The following is a 19,344-nucleotide window of genomic DNA, read 5'->3' on the forward strand; positions in this document are numbered from 1 at the left end:
ATGTAATATAAATTGTAAGGTGAGTGTGGTGGTAGTGATGAAAGATACAAATTCAAATGGGCATCGTTTATTAATTCAAAAGTTACTCGTCAGCATTCATTACCTAACACTTTTCAGAGATGAGATTGTTTTGGTCGAAAAGACACCATCATTGCTTGGTGATTCTTTTTCACTTAATACTGTCCAATCAGAGTTAGGTGAAATTTTGTCTGCTGTGGATGCGCTTTCTAAGCAAGAAAAACTGATTAAATCAACTTTTTGGTATGACGAGCCTTCATTCAGATTGATGAATCATGCTTTGGATATTGTGGGTAGCTGGGTGCGTGGCATTGATCACGTTTTAGAGATTTGTGAGTCTAAGTCAGTTTTCCAAGCGATTTTAGGTGACAATCGTCAGCGTGTTTTCGGAGTTTTGATTGATGTGTTTACGTCTTTGCGAGTGACTAATATGTCAATCAAGGAAGAGTCTGAATACCCTGTTTTGATTGACCCTCTACAAGTTGTTGAGTATAAAAAAAGAGAGGTCAAAAAAGCTGAATTATTTGCTAAGATCGATGCTTTAGTTCCAAGAAAATCAGAGCAAGTTTACACTGAAAGCGAAGAAGATAAAGAAGAGTCGATTCCAGAATTGCTGGCAAAAGAATTGGCAAAGAGAGAAAACACTGTAAACCCAGAAAAAGTTCTTGGACCAACTGAGTTAGAAGAAGTTGCCCCTGAAGTTAGTGAAGAAGCTGATGAGGATACAGCTGAACCTGCTGTTTCTGAAGTGTCAGAGGAACCTGAATCAGTTGAAGAAAGCTCTTCTCAAGAAGAAGTGCCAGCTGAAGAAGAAAATGGCGCAACTGATGATGAGGTAGCAGTTCAGTCTGAGCCAGAAGATTCTGTTGAGGATGAGAAAGTTGCTCAAGAAGAACCAAGTCAATTTTCTGAAGAAAAATCAGAACAAGAAGATTCAGAGGATGAAGCACCTAAAGAAGTTTCTGTTGAAATTGCTGAGCAAGAAGTTGATGATGAACTTACTGAATCAGAAGAGTTAGGAACATCTGAAATTGATAATCAAGCAGAATCAACTGACTTTGATGAAAAAGTATCAACTAATGATAGCGAAGTATCTGATATTGAGGAAGAAGACAAAAAAGAGTCTGACTATCCAGAAATTACTCGTGAAGATGCCATTAAGCAATTCCGCAGATTTTTATTTGACCATAAAGGTCTGGTGTGTGTCTTGGATGCTAGAGATGATTTGAAGCATGAAATCAAGTTTTACAATGCTTTTGACCGCTTCTATGGAGCTTTTGATAATGTATCAGATTGCTTGATTCTTTTGGAAAATATTTTAGATGATATTCGAAAACGTCCAAAAGAAGTTTTTGATAAAGAAGGAAACTTGATTAGTGAGCCGACTGAACCAATCAATCTTTTGGTTTATGGAGGAGATATTTTGATGAAGGACAGCCGTTTTGAAACGCTAATGTCTGAATTATCACCATTTTATCATCGCTCAGATTTACATGTTTATTCTTATAAAGCTTATGAATAGTAAAAACGTCCTTTGGGCGTTTTTTTTGTAAATGAGTGTTGACAATCAAAAAAAATAGCGATATAATAATAAAAATTTGAAAACCTTTAATTAAGTCCAGAGAGACTTTCAAGGTTACTGTAAAAAAGAGTTTTATCTCTAATAAAAGGTGTGTGTATGCGTTTGTGTACACTGCTTATTTTGCTGTAACCTTGCCTTCTGGCGAGGTTTTTTTGTGTGAAAGGAAGACTATGACTTCTAAAGAAAAAGCATCTGTGCTAAAAGAAGATTTGTTGATTGTTAGTCAAAGAGAGATTGCACCTCGTATTTTTGAGATGAAACTTTCTGGTGAGATGGTTTTGGATATGGCTCCAGGGCAGTTCTTGCATCTTCGTGTTCCAGATCCAAGCAAGCTACTTCGTCGTCCAATTTCAATCTGTCAGATTGATAAGTTAAATAAAATTGCAACGATTGTTTATCGTGTTGAACGTGCTGGTACAGCAATTTTATCACAGCTAAAAGCAGGTGACCGTGTCGATGCTATGGGACCTCAGGGAAATGGTTTTGATCTGTCAGTAGTATCTGCTGGACAAACAGCTTTGCTTATCGGTGGAGGAATTGGGGTTCCACCATTGGTTGAAACAGCTAAGCAACTTGCTGCCAAAGGTGTAAAAGTGATTTCTGTACTTGGTTTTGCCAATAAAGACGCAGTGATTTTGGAAGATGAACTTTCAGCTTACGGTGAGGTATATGTGACAACTGATGATGGCTCATACGGGATTAAAGGTTATGTCTCAACGGTTGTTGATGAGTTGGTCGAAAAACACACCTTTGATGCAATTTATTCTTGTGGTGCGCCAGGCATGCTCAAATATGTTGACAAGAAATTTGAAAATCACCCACATGCCTTTTTGTCAATGGAATCTCGCATGGCTTGCGGTATGGGGGCTTGTTACGCTTGCGTTGTTCATCTGAAAAATGCTCAAGATGCAGCTAACAAACGTGTCTGTGAAGATGGTCCAGTCTTTGAAACTGGTAAAATCATTTTATAGGGAGGTAAGATGATGTCAGAAAATCGTTTAGCAGTTAGTCTTCCAGGACTTGATTTGAAAAATCCGATTATGCCAGCGTCTGGCTGTTTTGGTTTTGGGCAAGAATATGCCAAATACTATGATTTGGATAAACTTGGTTCTATCATGATTAAGGCAACGACACAGGAAGCGCGTTTTGGAAATCCTACGCCTCGAGTGGCAGAAACACCTTCAGGAATGTTGAACGCTATTGGTCTTCAAAATCCAGGTGTTGATGTGGTTTTGTCAGAAAAACTTCCGTGGTTAGCTGAGCATTTCCCAGAATTACCAATCATCGCAAATGTCGCTGGTTTTTCAAATGATGAATACGCTTATGTGTCAGAAAAAATCTCAAAAGCACCAAACGTCAAGGCTATCGAGCTTAACATCTCATGTCCAAACGTTGACCATGGAAATCATGGGCTTTTGATTGGTCAGGTGCCAGAATTAGCATACGCTGCTGTTAAGGCTAGTGTTGAGAATTCTGAGGTTCCTGTCTATGTGAAATTAACACCGAGTGTTGCTGATATTACAACGGTTGCTAAAGCAGTCGAAGAAGCTGGTGCGACAGGATTTACCATGATTAATACTTTGGTTGGTATGCGTTTTGATTTGAAGACTCGTAAACCCATTATTGCCAATGGTACAGGTGGGATGAGTGGTCCAGCAGTCTTTCCAGTTGCGCTTAAGCTCATTCGTCAAGTGGCTCAGAGTTCTGATTTACCGATTATCGGTATGGGTGGTGTTGATTCGGCAGAAGCTGCGCTTGAGATGATGATTGCTGGCGCGTCAGCTATTGGTGTTGGAACAGCCAACTTTGCTGATCCATATGCGTGTCCTAATATCATCGACCGTTTGCCTGAGGTCATGGATCAATATGGTATCACTGATCTTGAAACACTTCGTCGTGAAGTCAGACAAGAATTACGCGGCAAATAAGCTCAGCTATTTTATTAAAAAGTCAGTAAATTTTTGACTTTGAAATTCAAAAAAGCTATAATAATTACAATTGAATAACCTTTAATTGAGTCCAGAGAGGCGAGAAAGGTTCGTGAAAAAAATAAAAAGATATTTTCTTTGACTAATGGGTGTTTGCTACCCTAGTTTTCGTGTAACCTCGCCCTCGGGCGGGGTTTTCTTTATAGAAAAAGGAGAAAAAATGCACGAAAGTCGTCCGATTATTGCTCTTGATTTTCCATCATTTGATGATGTGAAATCATTTCTTGCTTTGTTTCCAGCTGATGAAAAGCTCTATGTCAAGATTGGTATGGAACTTTATTATGCTGAAGGACCAGAGGTTGTACGCTATGTCAAATCTCTTGGACATTCAGTTTTTCTAGATTTGAAGTTGCACGACATTCCAAATACTGTTAAATCAGCTATGCGTGTCCTTTCAAATCTGGGTGTGGATATGACTAATGTCCATGCAGCTGGTGGTGTTGAGATGATGAAAGCTGCGCGTGAAGGGCTTGGGCAAGGTCCAAAACTTATCGCTGTTACTCAGTTAACGTCAACATCTGATGAGCAAATGAAATCTGACCAAAATATCCAGACAAGTCTTGTTCAGTCAGTTCTGCATTATGCCAAGAAAACTCAAGAGGCTGGGCTTGACGGTGTCGTTTGCTCGGCAAATGAAGTAGCTGTAATCAAGGATGAAACATCAGATGATTTTATTTGCCTGACGCCTGGTATTCGACCAGCTGGATCAGCTGTTGGAGACCAAAAACGTGTTATGACGCCGAGTCAAGCAAGTGCAATTGGATCAAGCTATATTGTTGTTGGACGTCCAATTACAAAGGCAGAAGATCCGGTTGCAGCTTACAAAGCTATTTACGACGAATGGAACGCTTAGTATTTGAATACTAACGCTAAATATAATTTTTTTAAGTTTAGAAAAGAGGAATACTATGACTTTAGCATCTCAAATTGCATCAGATTTGCTTGATATTCAAGCTGTTTACTTGAAACCAAATGATCCATTTACTTGGGCTTCTGGTATTAAATCACCAATTTACACAGATAACCGCGTGACTTTGTCATACCCTGAAACACGTACCTTGATTGAAAATGGTTTTGTTGAAAAAATCAAAGAAGAGTTTCCAGAAGTTGAAGTCATCGCTGGTACTGCAACAGCAGGTATCCCACACGGTGCCATTATTGCTGACAAGATGAACCTTCCGTTTGCCTACATTCGTAGTAAACCAAAAGATCACGGTGCAGGTAACCAAATCGAAGGTCGTGTAAGAAAAGGTCAAAAAATGGTTGTCGTTGAAGACCTTATCTCAACTGGTGGTTCAGTGCTTGATGCGGTTGCTGCGGCAGAACGTGAAGGTGCTGATGTTATTGGTGTTGTAGCAATTTTCACTTATGAATTGCCAAAAGCAGCTGAAAACTTTGAAAAAGCAGGTGTTAAACTTGTAACACTTTCTAATTACACAGAATTAATCAAAGTTGCTAAAGTTCAAGGTTACATCACTGCAGATGATTTGAATTTATTGCGTAAATTTAAAGAAAATCAAGAAACTTGGCGTGACTAAAAAGTTAGTATTTGGCTACTAAGGTTAAAAAACTTTGGTGGCCTTCTTGGTTTAAAGGTTGAAAGGAGTTATAATGAAACTATCATCAACATTTAAAGATAATATTTTACCAGATGCTTATGCTAAAAAAGCAAGCGTTCAGGTGAGAGGAAATGCGGTAATTTCTTTTCCGTTCTCGATTGAGGATGTACCTGAAGGGACTAAAACATTTGCTTGGACATTTGTAGATTATGACTCGATTCCAGTTTGTGGCTTTGCTTACATTCATTGGGTAGTTGCTAATGTGCCAGCAGATATGACAGCAGTTCCTGAAGATTTCTCTCGTTTGGATGCTAAGCATACACATGGTAAAAACAGCTTAGTTAGCAAATTTTTAAATGAGGACAATTCTGATATTTATGATGGCTATATGGGGCCATATCCACCGGATAAAGACCATATTTATACCCTTACAGTCTACGCTTTAGATTGTGAATTACCATTGGAAAATGGATTTTACATGAATGATTTGCTACATGCTATGGATGGTCATGTCTTGGCAAAAGAAAAGCTGGATTTAGTAGGGAAATACTAAAACTAACGAGGAGTGAACATGCAACATTCAACTTGGCATGAGTTAATCAAACAGGAATTACCAGAGCATTATTTTGGACGAATTAATCAATTTATGGATAGTGTTTATCATCAGGAATTGGTTTATCCGCCACGTGAAAAAGTTTTTAATGCGATTCAGACAACTGCATTAGAAGATGTTAAAGTCGTTATCATTGGTCAGGATCCTTACCATGGTCCTAATCAAGCACAAGGACTATCATTTTCAGTGCCAGAAGATATTCCCGCTCCGCCATCTCTTCAAAATATTTTGAAAGAATTGGCTGAAGATTTAGGGCAACGTGATCATCATGATTTGACACCGTGGGCTCAACAAGGAGTGCTTCTATTAAATGCTTGTCTGACTGTTCCTGCGGGTCGAGCTAATGGGCATGCTGGCCAAATTTGGGAACCATTCACAGATGCTATTATCAAGGTGGTCAATCAAAAAGAAACGCCAGTTGTTTTCATCTTGTGGGGCGGATTTGCTCGTAAGAAAAAAGCTTTGATTACTAATCCGATTCACCATGTCATTGAAAGTGCGCATCCAAGTCCACTCTCAGCTTATCGAGGATTTTTTGGTAGTCATCCTTTCTCAAAAGCTAATGCTTACTTAACAGAGGATGGCCTTGAACCAATTGATTGGTTGAAATAATAGGAGTTTAACATGTTACTTATTAAAAATGGTCGTGTCGTTGATCCAAAATCTGGTTTTGATCAGGTAGCGGATGTTCTTGTTGATGGTAAAAAAGTCGTGAAAATTGCTGATTCTATTGAAGAAGCTAGCGCTGAAGTGATTAATGCGACAGGGCTTGTTGTGGCACCTGGTTTGGTGGATATTCACGTTCATTTTCGTGAACCTGGCCAAACACACAAAGAAGATATTCACACTGGTGCACTCGCAGCAGCTGCGGGAGGATTTACCTCAGTTGTCATGATGGCAAATACGACACCTACCATTTCTGATGTTAAAACATTGAAAGAAGTACTAGCTAGCGCTAGCAAAGAAAAAGTTCACGTTTATACAAATGCGACTGTCACTAAAAATTTCGATGGTCAAAATTTGACAGATTTCAAAGCATTACTTGAAAATGGAGCACTTAGCTTTTCTGATGATGGTATTCCGCTTCAAAGTTCAAAAATTTTAAAAGAAGCGCTTGATTTGGCAAAAGAAAATAATACGTTTGTTGCTGTGCACGAAGAAGATCCTGAGTTAAATGGTATTCTTGGATTTAATGAGCATATTGCACATGATAAATTTCATTTCTGTGGTGCTACAGGTGTGGCAGAATATAGCATGATTGCGCGTGATGTTATGATTGCTTACGACCGTGGTGCTCATTTACACATCCAACACTTATCAAAAGCTGAATCTGTGAAAGTGGTTGAATTTGCTCAACATTTAGGTGCTAATGTGACTGCAGAAGCAGCACCGCAGCATTTCTCAAAAACAGAGGATTTACTTTTGATTAAAGGTTCTGCAGCTAAGATGAATCCGCCACTTCGTACGGAAAAAGACCGCTTGGCTGTTATCGAAGGGTTGAAATCTGGAGTTATTTCAGTGATTGCGACAGACCATGCACCACATCACGCTGATGAAAAGAATGTCGAAGACATTACAAAAGCCCCATCAGGTATGACAGGACTTGAAACATCATTGTCACTCGGCTTGACCAACTTAGTAGCTACAGGTGATTTGACACTTTCAGAATTGTTGGCTAAGATGACTATCAATCCATCATCAATGTATGACTTTGATGCGGGTTATTTGGCTGAAAATGGCCCTGCAGACATCGTTATCTTCGCTGATAAGGAAGAACGCATCGTTTCTGATAAATTTGCTTCTAAGGCCTCAAATTCGCCATTTATCGGTGAAAAACTACAAGGTGTGGTCAAATACACTATCTGTGACGGTGAAGTTGTTTATCAAGCTTAATAAAGTGCAGAAGAAAAGGATTAGCTTAAAGCTAGTCCTTTTTAGTTTTTTCTTGATGACTTAGATTTAATCCCCAAGGAACCAAGTTTTCCTCGTGGTTTTGGATACGTGTAATATTATCTTTGTGTCGTACAATAATAATACTTGCAATAAGGATAATCAGCAAAGTAAATAACAAATCATAGTGTGGTAGCAAAAAGCCAAAGGCTGGGAAAATCAGAACGCTAAGCACTGCAACGCCAGCTGCAACAACACTTGATAATGAAATCATACTGAAAAGATAAAGAGTGATAACAAAGATTACAACAAGATAAAGAAGAAATAGCGGTGCAAATCCAAGAAGGACACCAGCACTTGTTGCAACAGCTTTACCACCTTTAAAGTTTGCAAAAATCGGGAAAGTGTGTCCGATAATAGCAAACAAACCAATCAAAACTGCAGATACCTCTGGAGTGCTAAAAATAACCGGTAGGAGAGCTGCTAGAGTCCCTTTTAGCATATCAATAATAAATGTAATGATACCTGCTTTAGCGCCTAGTACTCGGAAAGTATTGGTCGTTCCAGTGTTTCCGCTACCATGCTCTCTTAAGTTAGTGTGGTAGAAGTACTGACCAATCCAAAGTCCAGTTGGGATTGAGCCCAACAAGTAAGCAATCACAATCATAACTAAAATTTTCATGTTTTCATTATAACATAATAGACCGTTATGAAAAGGGAAAATTTGAAAAATAAATAACTTGAAAAATCAAAGCAAATTTGTGATAACGCTTTAAATTTGATATACTATTTCATGCAAAAATTGGTGATTTTCCTTGTAAAATCGTCATTGTTTTTGATTTTTTTTTGCAAAAATCTGAAAAAACTTGTAAGATAAAAAAGATGAATTATTTGGAGGTCGCTTTTGGCTAAAAAAGAAATTAACGTAAATAATTATAATGACGATGCCATTCAAGTATTAGAAGGACTGGATGCTGTACGCAAACGTCCCGGAATGTACATCGGTTCAACAGATGCGACAGGACTACATCACTTAGTTTGGGAGATTGTTGATAACGCCGTTGATGAGGCGCTTTCTGGTTTTGGTAATCAGATTGATGTCATTCTTAACCAAGATGGTAGTGTTACCGTAAAAGACCAAGGGCGCGGTATGCCAACTGGTAAGCACGCTATGGGGATTCCTACGGTAGAAGTTATCTTCACGGTGCTTCACGCTGGTGGTAAATTCGGTCAAGGAGGTTATAAGACTTCTGGGGGGCTACACGGTGTAGGTTCTTCGGTTGTTAATGCACTTTCAAGTTGGCTTGAAGTTGAAATCACTCGAGATGGTGCAGTTTACAAACAACGTTTTGAAAATGGTGGAAAACCTGTAACAACACTTAAAAAAATTGGTACAGCACCTAAATCAAAATCAGGGACAACTGTTACCTTTATGCCTGATGATAAGATTTTTTCAACGACAGATTTCAAGTTCAATACTATTGCTGAACGTTTGAAAGAATCAGCCTTCTTGCTTAAAGATGTCACATTGACATTAACAGACGAACGTCCAGAAGAAGCAGAACATTTGGAATTCCACTATGAAAATGGTGTTCAAGATTTTGTTGAGTATCTTAACGAAGACAAGGAAACATTGACACCAGTCATTTGGGTAACTGGTGAAGACCAAGGCTTCCAAGTTGAGGTTGCTCTTCAGTACAATGATGGTTTCTCTGATAATATTCTTTCTTTTGTTAATAATGTTCGTACAAAAGACGGTGGTACTCATGAGACTGGTCTGAAATCAGCTATTACTAAAGCAATGAACGACTATGCTCGTAAGTCAGGACTTTTGAAGGAAAAAGATAAGAATCTTGAAGGTTCAGATTATCGTGAAGGTCTTTCAGCTGTGCTTTCTATCCTTGTCCCAGAAGAACACTTGCAATTTGAAGGGCAAACGAAAGACAAACTCGGAAGCCCACTAGCTCGTCCGATTGTTGATAGTATTGTCTCTGAAAAATTGACTTTCTTCCTTTTGGAAAATGGTGAAGTAGCATCAAATCTTGTTCGCAAAGCGATTAAAGCGCGTGATGCGAGAGAAGCAGCACGTAAAGCGCGTGATGAATCTCGTAACGGCAAGAAGAGTAAGAAAGACAAAGGGCTACTTTCTGGTAAATTGACACCAGCGCAGTCTAAAAATCCTAAGAAAAATGAGCTTTATCTGGTCGAAGGGGATTCTGCCGGTGGTTCAGCTAAACAAGGACGAGATCGTAAGTTTCAAGCCATTTTACCATTGCGTGGTAAAGTCTTAAATACAGCAAAAGCTAAAATGTCTGATATCGTAAAAAATGAAGAAATCAATACCATGATTTATACGATTGGTGCAGGTGTCGGTGCAGATTTTAAAGTTGAGAATTCAAACTACGATAAGATTATTATCATGACCGATGCGGATACCGATGGTGCTCACATTCAGACACTTTTGTTAACATTCTTTTACCGATACATGCGCCCGCTTGTTGAAGCTGGACATGTTTATATTGCCCTTCCTCCTTTGTACAAAATGTCAAAAGGAAAAGGAAAAAAAGAGCAAGTTGAGTATGCTTGGACAGATGGTGAGCTAGAAGAACTTCGTCAAAAATTTGGTAAAGGGGCTCAATTGCAACGTTACAAAGGTCTTGGTGAAATGAACGCTGACCAGCTTTGGGAAACAACTATGAATCCTGAAACACGTACCTTGATTCGTGTAACGATTGAAGACTTGGCGCGTGCTGAACGCCGTGTCAATGTTCTTATGGGCGACAAAGTTGAGCCACGTCGTAAATGGATTGAAGACAACGTTAAATTCACTCTAGAAGAAAATACAGTGTTCTAAGCTCATAGTTCTCTGATTCTGGAGAAACTTTTTTAACGTTTAGTTGATCGAGTTTACATAAATATGTTTATGTAAAGCGTATTTTAGACAAAGCGACTCAAGTTTAATTATTTATTTGTGATAAAAAGGATAAGAAACATGTCAAATGTACAAAATATGTCTCTTGAAGACATTATGGGGGATCGTTTTGGACGATACTCCAAATATATTATTCAAGAGCGGGCTTTGCCAGATATTCGTGATGGTTTGAAGCCTGTTCAACGTCGTATCCTTTATTCGATGAATAAGGACGGCAATACTTTTGATAAAGGTTTCCGTAAATCGGCAAAATCTGTCGGTAACGTTATGGGTAATTTCCACCCACACGGTGATTCATCTATTTATGACGCTATGGTGCGCATGAGTCAGGATTGGAAAAATCGTGAAACCTTGATTGAAATGCATGGTAACAATGGTTCTATGGACGGTGATCCACCGGCAGCCATGCGTTACACTGAAGCACGTTTGTCAGAGATTGCTGGCTACTTACTTCACGATATTGATAAAAATACTGTTCCATTTGCTTGGAACTTTGATGATACCGAAAAAGAACCAACTGTTTTGCCAGCTGCCTTTCCAAACCTTTTGGTTAATGGTGCAACAGGTATTTCAGCTGGATATGCAACTGATATTCCGCCACACAACTTGGCTGAAGTGATTGATGCGGTTGTTTACCTTATCGACCATCCAAATGCCAAATTAGATAAATTGATGGAATTCTTGCCTGGGCCAGATTTCCCTACTGGGGCGATTATCCAAGGTAAGGATGGTATTCGTAAGGCTTACGAAACTGGTAAAGGACGTGTTGTTGTTCGTTCACGTACTGATATTGAGACTCTCCGTGGTGGCAAAAAACAAATTGTTGTCACAGAAATTCCTTACGAAGTCAATAAAGCAGTACTTGTTAAGAAGATTGATGATGTTCGTGTGAACAATAAAGTTCCTGGCATTGCGGAAGTTCGTGACGAATCAGACCGTGATGGTCTTCGCATTGCTATTGAACTTAAAAAAGATGCTGACGAACAAACTATTCTCAACTATCTTTTGAAATATACTGACTTGCAAGTTAACTATAATTTCAATATGGTTGCCATTGATAACTACACACCGCGTCAAGTTGGTATTATTCCGATGTTGACAAGTTACGTTGCACACCGTAAAGAAATTATCATTGCACGTTCAAAATTTGATAAAGAAAAAACTGAAAAACGTCTTCACATTGTCGAAGGTTTGATTCGTGTGATTTCGATTCTTGACGATGTTATTGCGCTTATTCGTGCGTCTGAAAATAAAGCTGATGCTAAGGAAAACCTAAAAGTCAGCTACGATTTTTCAGAAGAGCAAGCAGAAGCAATTGTTACCTTGCAATTGTATCGTTTGTCAAATACTGATATTGTTGCGCTTGAAAACGAAGAAGCAGAACTTCGTGAACGTATTACTATGCTTAAAGCTATTATCGGTGACGAGCGTACCATGTATAACGTCATGAAACGTGAGTTACGTGAAGTTAAGAAAAAATTTGCCAACCCACGTTTAACAGAATTGCAAGCAGAAGCTGAAACAATCGAAATTGATGTTACAAGCTTGATTGTGGAAGAAGACACGTTTGTCAGCGTGACAAAAGGTGGTTACATCAAACGTACAAGTCCACGTTCATTTAATGCTTCTACAGTTGAAGAAATTGGTAAACGTGATGATGATGAGCTAATTTTTGTCTCTCAAGCTAAGACGACACAGCATTTGCTGATTTTCACAAATCTTGGAAATGTGATTTATCGTCCAGTTCATGAGTTGACAGATATTCGTTGGAAAGATATTGGTGAACACTTATCACAAACAATTACTAATTTTGCAACGGATGAGTGTGTTCTTTATGCAGAAATCGTTGATGAGTTTGGACCACAAACTTATTTTGCTGCAACAAAACTAGGTCAAATCAAACGCTTTGAACGCAAGGAAATCTCGCCTTGGCGTACTTACAAATCAAAAGCGGTTAAATATGCTAAGTTGAAGAATGATGAGGACATGATTGTGACAATTTCACCAATTGCACTTGATGATGTTATGGTGATTACGCACAATGGTTATGCACTTCATTTCAATATTGATGAAGTGCCAGTTGTTGGTGCAAAAGCTGCAGGGGTCAAATCTATCAACCTTAAGGATGATGACTTTGTTGTGTCAACTTTCATCGCCAACACAGAAAGTTTCTTTATTTTGACACAGCGTGGTAGCTTAAAACGTATGTCAACTGAGTTGATTCCTGCTACAAGTCGCGCTAACCGTGGTTTGCAAGTGCTTCGTGAGCTTAAATCTAAACCACACCGCGTCTTTATGGCAGGAGCAGTACATGCTTCAAATGACGTGCAAAATATTGATTTATTCAGCGTTGAGCCACTCGACTCTGATAAGATTGAAACCTTAGAAGTTTATTCAAACAAAGGCAATATTTACAATGCTATCTTGGAGGATTTGACACTTTCAGAACGTACAAGTAATGGTTCGTTCATCTCAGATAAAATTTCTGATGAAGGTGTCTTTAGCGCAAGAATTAAATAGTTACAAGAAGAGGCTGAGACAAAAGTTTTCAGCTTCTTTTTCTATGTAGCTGTAATAAGCAAAATGCAGTGGTTTGGACTTCAACAATCTGGGAATAGATTGTCGAAGGTTGCTGTCAAGAAATAGTAAAACAGCGGTTACCAACTTTAGCCAACTTAGAGTTTCCCATGTACAATTGATTAGGTACTTTTTGATACTTGCTTTGCAGGCTAGATTTCCAACCTCAAATAATTCTTAATTATTTGAGCAATCAATCTCTTTTCTACGAAACTACAGGTTCGCTTTCCAGTTTTGAGATTCATGAATAAAGTCTCTAGCCGAGACTTTATTTGTCTCATTCTTTTTGAATAAATTTTCAGAATTTTGTGAAAAAGTACTTGAAAAAAGTTTTAAAAAGCGTACAATAGGATAAAAATAAAGAAAGAGGAATCGTTATGACAGTAGATTTAGACTGGGAAAATCTAGGCTTTGCCTATCGCAAATTACCATTTCGTTATATTTCATATTACAAAGACGGTAAATGGGATGAAGGAAAATTAACAGAAGATTCAATGCTCCATATTTCAGAAGCTTCACCAGCTTTGCATTATGGACAACAAGCTTTTGAAGGGTTGAAAGCTTATCGTACAAAAGATGGCTCTGTTCAATTGTTCCGTCCAAATATGAACGCAGAACGCTTGCAACGTACAGCAGATCGCCTTTTGATGCCACAAGTACCAACAGACAAATTTATTGATGCTGCAAAACAAGTCGTTCGTGCTAATGAAGAATTTGTTCCACCTTACGGAACAGGTGCGACACTTTATCTACGTCCTCTTTTGATTGGTGTTGGTGACATCATTGGTGTTCACCCAGCAGACGAATATATTTTCACGATTTTTGCAATGCCTGTTGGAAATTACTTCAAAGGTGGCTTGGTTCCAACAAACTTCTTGATTCAAGATGAATTTGACCGCGCTGCGCCACATGGAACAGGAGCTGCTAAGGTTGGTGGTAACTACGCCTCAAGTCTTCTTCCAGGTAAGATGGCTCATGAACGTAAATTTTCTGATGTCATTTACTTAGACCCAGCGACACATACTAAGATCGAGGAAGTCGGTTCAGCAAACTTCTTTGGTATTACAAAAGATAATGAATTTATCACACCGCTTAGTCCTTCTATTTTGCCATCAATTACAAAATATTCACTTCTTTATTTGGCTGAACATCGTTTTGGCATGAAAGCTATTCAAGGTGACGTTAAACTTGATGAATTGGATAAATTTGTCGAAGCAGGTGCCTGCGGTACAGCAGCAGTCATTTCACCAATTGGTGGTGTCCAACATGGTGATGATTTCCATGTTTTCTATAGTGAAACAGAAGTAGGACCAGTGACACGTAAATTGTACGATGAACTTGTAGGCATTCAATTCGGTGATGTGGAAGCACCTGAAGGATGGATTTACAAAGTTGACTAATATTTTAAAGCTTGCTCTTGCAAGCTTTTTTGTTTTTCGGTAAAATATAGCGTGAGGTGGAAAAATGAGCAAAAAAGATAAAAAAATCGAAATTCAACTTGCTGATGCAAAAGTTGCTATTAACAACGCTAATGTTGATGGTTACAACTTGGCTGCCGGTAAAAAAGTTATCGGTGAAATTGCTGAGCTTGACAACAAGTTTGCAGTTGTAAAAAATGGTGAAGTTGAGTCACTTTTCAAGACATTAGAGCAAGCAATTGAAAGTATTATTGAAAATTACAACTTAAATCGCTAAAAAATCGCGAAAAGTACTTGTCAGAGAACAAAAACTATGCTAGAATAGTTTTTGTCGTAACGGAAGGGTAGCGAAGAGGCTAAACGCGGCGGACTGTAAATCCGCTCCTTCGGGTTCGGGGGTTCGAATCCCTCCCCTTCCATTCTAAGATTTAATTCTTAGATTAATTGAACATTCTTTTTTGGGGTATAGCCAAGCGGTAAGGCAAGGGACTTTGACTCCCTCATGCGTTGGTTCGAATCCAGCTACCCCAGTCAAAGGTATCGAGTTTCGGCTTGACACCGTCAAAGATAAAAGTTGTTGTCGTTGCGGGTTACCTTGAGAAATATTATTGTTGTCAAAAGCTAGCTTAAGCTAGCTTTTGTTGGAGGATTTTTTAGAATGAATGAATTTGAAGATTTGCTAAACAGTGTTAGCGAAGTAAACCCTGGTGATGTTGTCACTGCGGAAGTTTTAACTGTTGATAATGATCAAGCAAACGTTGTTATCGAAGGAACAGGTGTTGAAGGTGTTCTTACACTTCGTGAATTGACTAACGATCGTGATGCTGATATTAACGATTTCGTTAAAACTGGCGACACAGTTGAAGTTCTTGTTCTTCGTCAAGTTGTAGGTAAAGATACTGATACAGTTACTTTCCTTGTCTCTAAAAAACGCTTGGAAGCTCGCAAAGCTTGGGATAAACTTGTTGGTCGCGAAGGCGAAGTTGTTACTGTTAAAGGTACACGTGCTGTTAAAGGTGGTCTTTCAGTTGAATTTGAAGGACTTCGTGGTTTCATCCCTGCTTCAATGATCGATACACGTTTCGTACGTAATACTGAAAAATTTGTTGGTCAAGAATTTGAAGCTAAAATCAAAGAAGTTGTTCCAGCTGAAAACCGCTTCATCCTTTCACGTCGTGAAGTAGTTGAAGAAAAAGCTGCTGCAGCTCGTAAAGAAGTCTTCTCTAAACTTGAAGAAGGTTCAATCGTTAAAGGTAAAGTTGCTCGTTTGACAAGCTTCGGTGCTTTCGTTGACCTTGGTGGTGTTGATGGACTTGTTCACGTGACTGAATTGTCTCACGAACGTAACGTTTCACCTAAATCAGTTGTTTCTGTTGGTGAAGAAATCGAAGTTAAAGTTCTTGCAATCGATGAAGAAGCTGGTCGCGTATCACTTTCACTTAAAGCTACAACACCTGGACCATGGGATGGTGTAGAACAAAAACTTGCTGCTGGCGATGTTGTTGAAGGTAAAGTTAAACGTTTGACTGACTTCGGTGCTTTCGTTGAAGTATTGCCTGGTATCGATGGACTTGTTCACATCTCACAAATTTCACACAAACGTGTTGAAAATCCTAAAGATGTTCTTTCAGTTGGTCAAGAAGTTAAAGTTAAAGTTCTTGATGTTAACGCTGATGCAGAACGTGTATCACTTTCAATCAAAGCTCTTGAAGAACGTCCAGCACAAGCTGAAAACGAAGAAAAACGTCAATCTCGTCCACGTCGTCCAAAACGTGAAGCTAAACGTGATTACGAACTTCCAGAAACTCAAACTGGATTCTCAATGGCTGACCTATTCGGCGATATTGAATTGTAATTATAAATCATGAAAAGACTTACATTGTAAGTCTTTTCTTTTTGTTTTGATATGGTATAATAGAATAGTTGCCACCCTTAGTGTAATGGATATCACGCAAGATTCCGGTTCTTGAAATAGGGGTTCGATTCCCTTAGGGTGGAGTTATTGAGTGTAAAAAGAAAGCCATTTCTGGCTTTTTTCTTTGCGATAAAATCGATTCTAATTGCCTTGTAGCTGTTTTTATGAGGAAGTAGTGGTTTATCAGGATAAAATGTAAAAAGTGCTTTAAAAAGCTATTCTGTAGTGATTAGGGCGTAAAAAAGCAGTCTATAATTATTAGACTGCTTAATACATTATTTTAAGATAATTTGTGCGATAATTGGGCTAACGATAACATACATAATTCCGGTAACACCAATAGCAAGACCTGCCATAGCACCTTCAACTAGGCCATATTTCAGAGCTGTTCCAGTACCGATAGCGTGGCCTGTTCCACCAAGACTGAGTCCGATGGCGACCGGATCTTCAATTTTTAAAAGTTTTAAGAATACTGGGCCAAGTACACTGGTTAAAATTCCTGTGATAACAACAACAACTAGAGTTACAGTTGTAATTCCTCCCATTTTATCAGTAATACCGACTGCCATAGCAGTTGTAACTGATTTAGGGAATAATGAAATAGCTAGCAAATATTTAATACCAAAACTTTTAGCAACGATTGCTGTAAAAGTAGTATTTACCACACAGGCAATTAGAATTCCAGATAGAATACTTCTAATATGGTGTTTCATTAAATGAAATGAGCGATAGAGTGGAATACCAAGTGCAACCGTCGATGGAACGATAAGTGTATTTAGATAACTTCCTCCGACATAATAGTCTGAGTATGAAATTTTTGTGATTTTTAAAAATGCAATAATGAAAAATGTTGCAAGAAGTAAAGGGGTAGTAATAGGGTGTGGAAATCTTCGGTAAATCAACATTCCTATTAGATAGGCTAGAATCGATAACATGATACCAAAGATTGGATTAGATAGAATATTAGTCATGGTGTCCTCCTTTATCGACATAATCTCCTTCAAAACGTGTTTTGATGAATTGCACAACAAAACCGATTGTAGCGACGTTTAAAAAGATTGCTACTAGGATGATAATGGTGATTGGAAGCAGATAATCTTTGATATCATTAAATCTGTCCATAATACCAACGGCCGCTGGTAAAAATAGGATTGTCATATTATTGAGCAGAAAATTTCCGACTATATCAATATGCCTCAGACGAATGATTTTGAATTCGAGAGCAAGAAAAAGTAGCACTAATCCAATAATGCTACCAGGAACAGGCAAATTGAGTAAATTAGAAATCGCCTCTCCTATAAATGAAAAGATGAGAATAATCATAAATTGAACGTATAATTTCATTAGTAAACTCCTTCGTTATAAGTCTACTACTATAGATATTTTTTTCAAGACTATGAAACGTTTACATGTAAATTTTTTGAAAAATTACAAATGTCATCTTTTTTTAACATAAAAAAACTGAGTTAAACTCAGTCTTAATGATTTAATATCAATTTTAGGACGTTCCCTCCAAAAATCCAAATGTAGCTATATGAGATAATTGAAATGGGTTTTGTAAGTAAGATAATTAAGATGAAACGCTTCAGAGAAATTCTCGAAAGACCAGTAATCATAACGACAATATCTGCTGGAGAGACCGGCGATAACATACAAAGGATAAAGAAATTTTCGTAATTTTGTGTATCGAGTTTTTCTTCATACTTGTAAAATGTTTTTTCGTCAATAAACAGTAGAATGAATCTTCGACCGTATTGTCTAACGAGAAGGAAAAGTATGATACTACCAATAACGATTCCAAGGTAGTTATAAATGAATGCTAAAACAGGGTTAAAAATTAAAAATCCAGCTACGGTTGTAACTCCACCTGGAATAACCGGGAAAACAACTTGAAAAATTTGCACCAAAATAAAAACCAAGGGGCCGCAGAATCGGTGTTGGTTGACGAAATCTTTAAGGGTATTACTGTCATTTAAAATTCCTAAGTGGTAGAACCAGATAACTAAGGCAAAGGTTCCTAATAATGCTAGGATACCTAGGAATTGAATCAGTCGCTGGCAAAAAGCATAGCTGTCAAACTTCTTCATTTTCATATTTTTATGATAACATAAGACGTTATTTTTTTGAAATACAAACTGTAAAATGAAGATTTTTGAACAAAAATACTAGCTTATAGCTGTATAACAATCTATTTCAAAATTATTTTTTGCTATTTTGCATATTATTTGCTATAATAATTTTCGTAGCTTTTGATTACTTTATAATTTCTGGGGTCGTTACGGATTCGACAGGCATTATGAGGTACATTCTGCGACTCATCGGCAGATGTAAAAATGCCAGTTAAATATAACTGCAAAAAATACAAATTCTTACGCTGTAGCTGCCTAAAAACCAGCTCGCGTGATCTCTACAGGATTGCTTGTGTTTTGCTAGAGGTTTCATTGATTAACAAGCTACGTTTGACTATTGCCTAGCTAGTCAAAAAGAGATTTATAGGCTCGCTTAATCTAGGTTTGAGTTATGTATCGAGCTTGAGTTAAAATAAAGACATAACCTATGGTTGTAGACGAATGTATTGGCAGGTGTTTGGACGTGGGTTCGACTCCCACCGGCTCCATAAAAGCTTTTCATAGTTTAGCAAAGTTACGCAAAACGTTGATATATCAACGTTTTTTATTTTTACGTTTTGCTTAGTTTTGCCTTTTAGAGAAACACAAAAAGAGACCCAAAAACAGGTCTCTTTATCAAAAATCTATATAATCAGAAAATTGTTTCCCAATATCATCAATGATCGGTAGTTATTTTTGCGTATCAAAATTCTTAAAAACTCCCTTACCAATTGGTAGGGAGTT

17 protein-coding genes, 3 tRNA genes and 1 other RNA gene are annotated in these 19,344 nt (G+C 38.0%); 17 read left to right on the top strand and 4 right to left on the bottom strand.

All coding sequences use genetic code 11. The annotated features are described in order from the left end of the window. Positions 1-37 precede the first annotated feature (37 nt). The 8 genes from ACNTMY_RS03995 to ACNTMY_RS04030 all read left to right on the top strand — a co-directional run bounded on the left by ACNTMY_RS03995 (position 38) and on the right by ACNTMY_RS04030 (position 7,653). Positions 38-1,540, top strand: a complete 1,503-nt coding sequence (locus ACNTMY_RS03995) for a hypothetical protein (RefSeq protein WP_423216737.1) — start codon at positions 38-40, stop codon at positions 1,538-1,540. 230 nt (positions 1,541-1,770) lie between these two features. Further along, entirely contained in the window at positions 1,771-2,571 is an 801-nt protein-coding gene (locus tag ACNTMY_RS04000) for a dihydroorotate dehydrogenase electron transfer subunit (protein ID WP_423216738.1), read from the top strand. A gap of 12 nt (positions 2,572-2,583) precedes the next feature. Then, positions 2,584-3,528 (top strand): dihydroorotate dehydrogenase, encoded by a 945-nt coding sequence (locus ACNTMY_RS04005; RefSeq protein WP_423216858.1) that lies wholly within the window; start codon positions 2,584-2,586, stop codon positions 3,526-3,528. 220 nt (positions 3,529-3,748) lie between these two features. After that, positions 3,749-4,441: an orotidine-5'-phosphate decarboxylase gene (gene pyrF / locus ACNTMY_RS04010; protein ID WP_027968779.1), complete on the top strand. Its 693-nt coding sequence runs from the start codon at positions 3,749-3,751 to the stop codon at positions 4,439-4,441. A gap of 55 nt (positions 4,442-4,496) precedes the next feature. Further along, the gene (gene pyrE / locus ACNTMY_RS04015) at positions 4,497-5,126 is read left to right on the top strand and encodes an orotate phosphoribosyltransferase (protein WP_423216739.1); all 630 of its coding nucleotides are present in this window, start codon (positions 4,497-4,499) and stop codon (positions 5,124-5,126) included. A gap of 73 nt (positions 5,127-5,199) precedes the next feature. Further along, complete coding sequence (locus ACNTMY_RS04020; RefSeq protein ID WP_423216740.1) at positions 5,200-5,700, top strand: YbhB/YbcL family Raf kinase inhibitor-like protein; 501 nt, start codon at positions 5,200-5,202, stop codon at positions 5,698-5,700. A gap of 18 nt (positions 5,701-5,718) precedes the next feature. Continuing rightward, the gene (locus ACNTMY_RS04025) at positions 5,719-6,372 is read left to right on the top strand and encodes a uracil-DNA glycosylase (protein ID WP_423216741.1); all 654 of its coding nucleotides are present in this window, start codon (positions 5,719-5,721) and stop codon (positions 6,370-6,372) included. Between the two features lie 12 nt (positions 6,373-6,384). Beyond that, a complete protein-coding gene (locus ACNTMY_RS04030; RefSeq protein ID WP_423216742.1) occupies positions 6,385-7,653 on the top strand; it encodes a dihydroorotase in 1,269 nt (422 codons plus the stop codon). A gap of 31 nt (positions 7,654-7,684) precedes the next feature. On the opposite strand, the gene plsY is transcribed toward ACNTMY_RS04030, so the two are convergent. After that, complete coding sequence (plsY, locus tag ACNTMY_RS04035) at positions 7,685-8,332, bottom strand: glycerol-3-phosphate 1-O-acyltransferase PlsY (RefSeq protein ID WP_024344181.1); 648 nt, start codon at positions 8,330-8,332, stop codon at positions 7,685-7,687. A 222-nt stretch (positions 8,333-8,554) separates the two neighbouring features. Here plsY and parE point away from each other — a divergent pair, with 222 nt between their 5' ends. The 8 genes from parE (at position 8,555) to ACNTMY_RS04075 (ending at position 16,575) form a co-directional block, all read left to right on the top strand. Beyond that, positions 8,555-10,504, top strand: coding sequence for a DNA topoisomerase IV subunit B (gene parE / locus ACNTMY_RS04040; protein ID WP_423216743.1), 1,950 nt, complete (start codon positions 8,555-8,557; stop codon positions 10,502-10,504). A gap of 138 nt (positions 10,505-10,642) precedes the next feature. Continuing rightward, entirely contained in the window at positions 10,643-13,102 is a 2,460-nt protein-coding gene (parC, locus tag ACNTMY_RS04045) for a DNA topoisomerase IV subunit A (RefSeq protein ID WP_423216744.1), read from the top strand. 434 nt (positions 13,103-13,536) lie between these two features. Continuing rightward, positions 13,537-14,559, top strand: a complete 1,023-nt coding sequence (locus ACNTMY_RS04050) for a branched-chain amino acid aminotransferase (RefSeq protein ID WP_423216745.1) — start codon at positions 13,537-13,539, stop codon at positions 14,557-14,559. A gap of 64 nt (positions 14,560-14,623) precedes the next feature. Then, entirely contained in the window at positions 14,624-14,854 is a 231-nt protein-coding gene (locus tag ACNTMY_RS04055; RefSeq protein ID WP_423216746.1) for a DUF2969 domain-containing protein, read from the top strand. Positions 14,855-14,915: 61 nt separating this feature from the next. Further along, positions 14,916-14,996 (top strand) — tRNA-Tyr (locus ACNTMY_RS04060). A gap of 40 nt (positions 14,997-15,036) precedes the next feature. Next, positions 15,037-15,108, top strand: a tRNA-Gln gene (locus ACNTMY_RS04065). A 127-nt stretch (positions 15,109-15,235) separates the two neighbouring features. Then, positions 15,236-16,432, top strand: a complete 1,197-nt coding sequence (gene rpsA, locus ACNTMY_RS04070; RefSeq protein ID WP_423216747.1) for a 30S ribosomal protein S1 — start codon at positions 15,236-15,238, stop codon at positions 16,430-16,432. A 71-nt stretch (positions 16,433-16,503) separates the two neighbouring features. Next, positions 16,504-16,575, top strand: a tRNA-Arg gene (locus ACNTMY_RS04075). Between the two features lie 192 nt (positions 16,576-16,767). Here ACNTMY_RS04075 and ACNTMY_RS04080 read toward each other — a convergent pair. From ACNTMY_RS04080 to ACNTMY_RS04090, 3 genes are all read right to left on the bottom strand, one after another. Continuing rightward, positions 16,768-17,463 (bottom strand): LrgB family protein, encoded by a 696-nt coding sequence (locus ACNTMY_RS04080; protein ID WP_423216748.1) that lies wholly within the window; start codon positions 17,461-17,463, stop codon positions 16,768-16,770. Beyond that, positions 17,456-17,836, bottom strand: a complete 381-nt coding sequence (locus ACNTMY_RS04085; RefSeq protein WP_074628757.1) for a CidA/LrgA family protein — start codon at positions 17,834-17,836, stop codon at positions 17,456-17,458. The genes ACNTMY_RS04080 and ACNTMY_RS04085 overlap by 8 nt, the downstream gene beginning before the upstream one ends. A gap of 134 nt (positions 17,837-17,970) precedes the next feature. Beyond that, positions 17,971-18,585, bottom strand: a complete 615-nt coding sequence (locus ACNTMY_RS04090; protein WP_423216749.1) for a TVP38/TMEM64 family protein — start codon at positions 18,583-18,585, stop codon at positions 17,971-17,973. A 176-nt stretch (positions 18,586-18,761) separates the two neighbouring features. Between ACNTMY_RS04090 and ssrA the strand changes: the two genes are divergently transcribed. Beyond that, positions 18,762-19,112: a transfer-messenger RNA gene (gene ssrA, locus ACNTMY_RS04095) on the top strand. The last annotated feature ends 232 nt before the right edge of the window (positions 19,113-19,344 follow it).

Source organism: Streptococcus equinus, from assembly GCF_049393735.1.
In the GTDB taxonomy this organism is placed as follows: Bacteria; Bacillota; Bacilli; order Lactobacillales; family Streptococcaceae; genus Streptococcus; species Streptococcus equinus_G.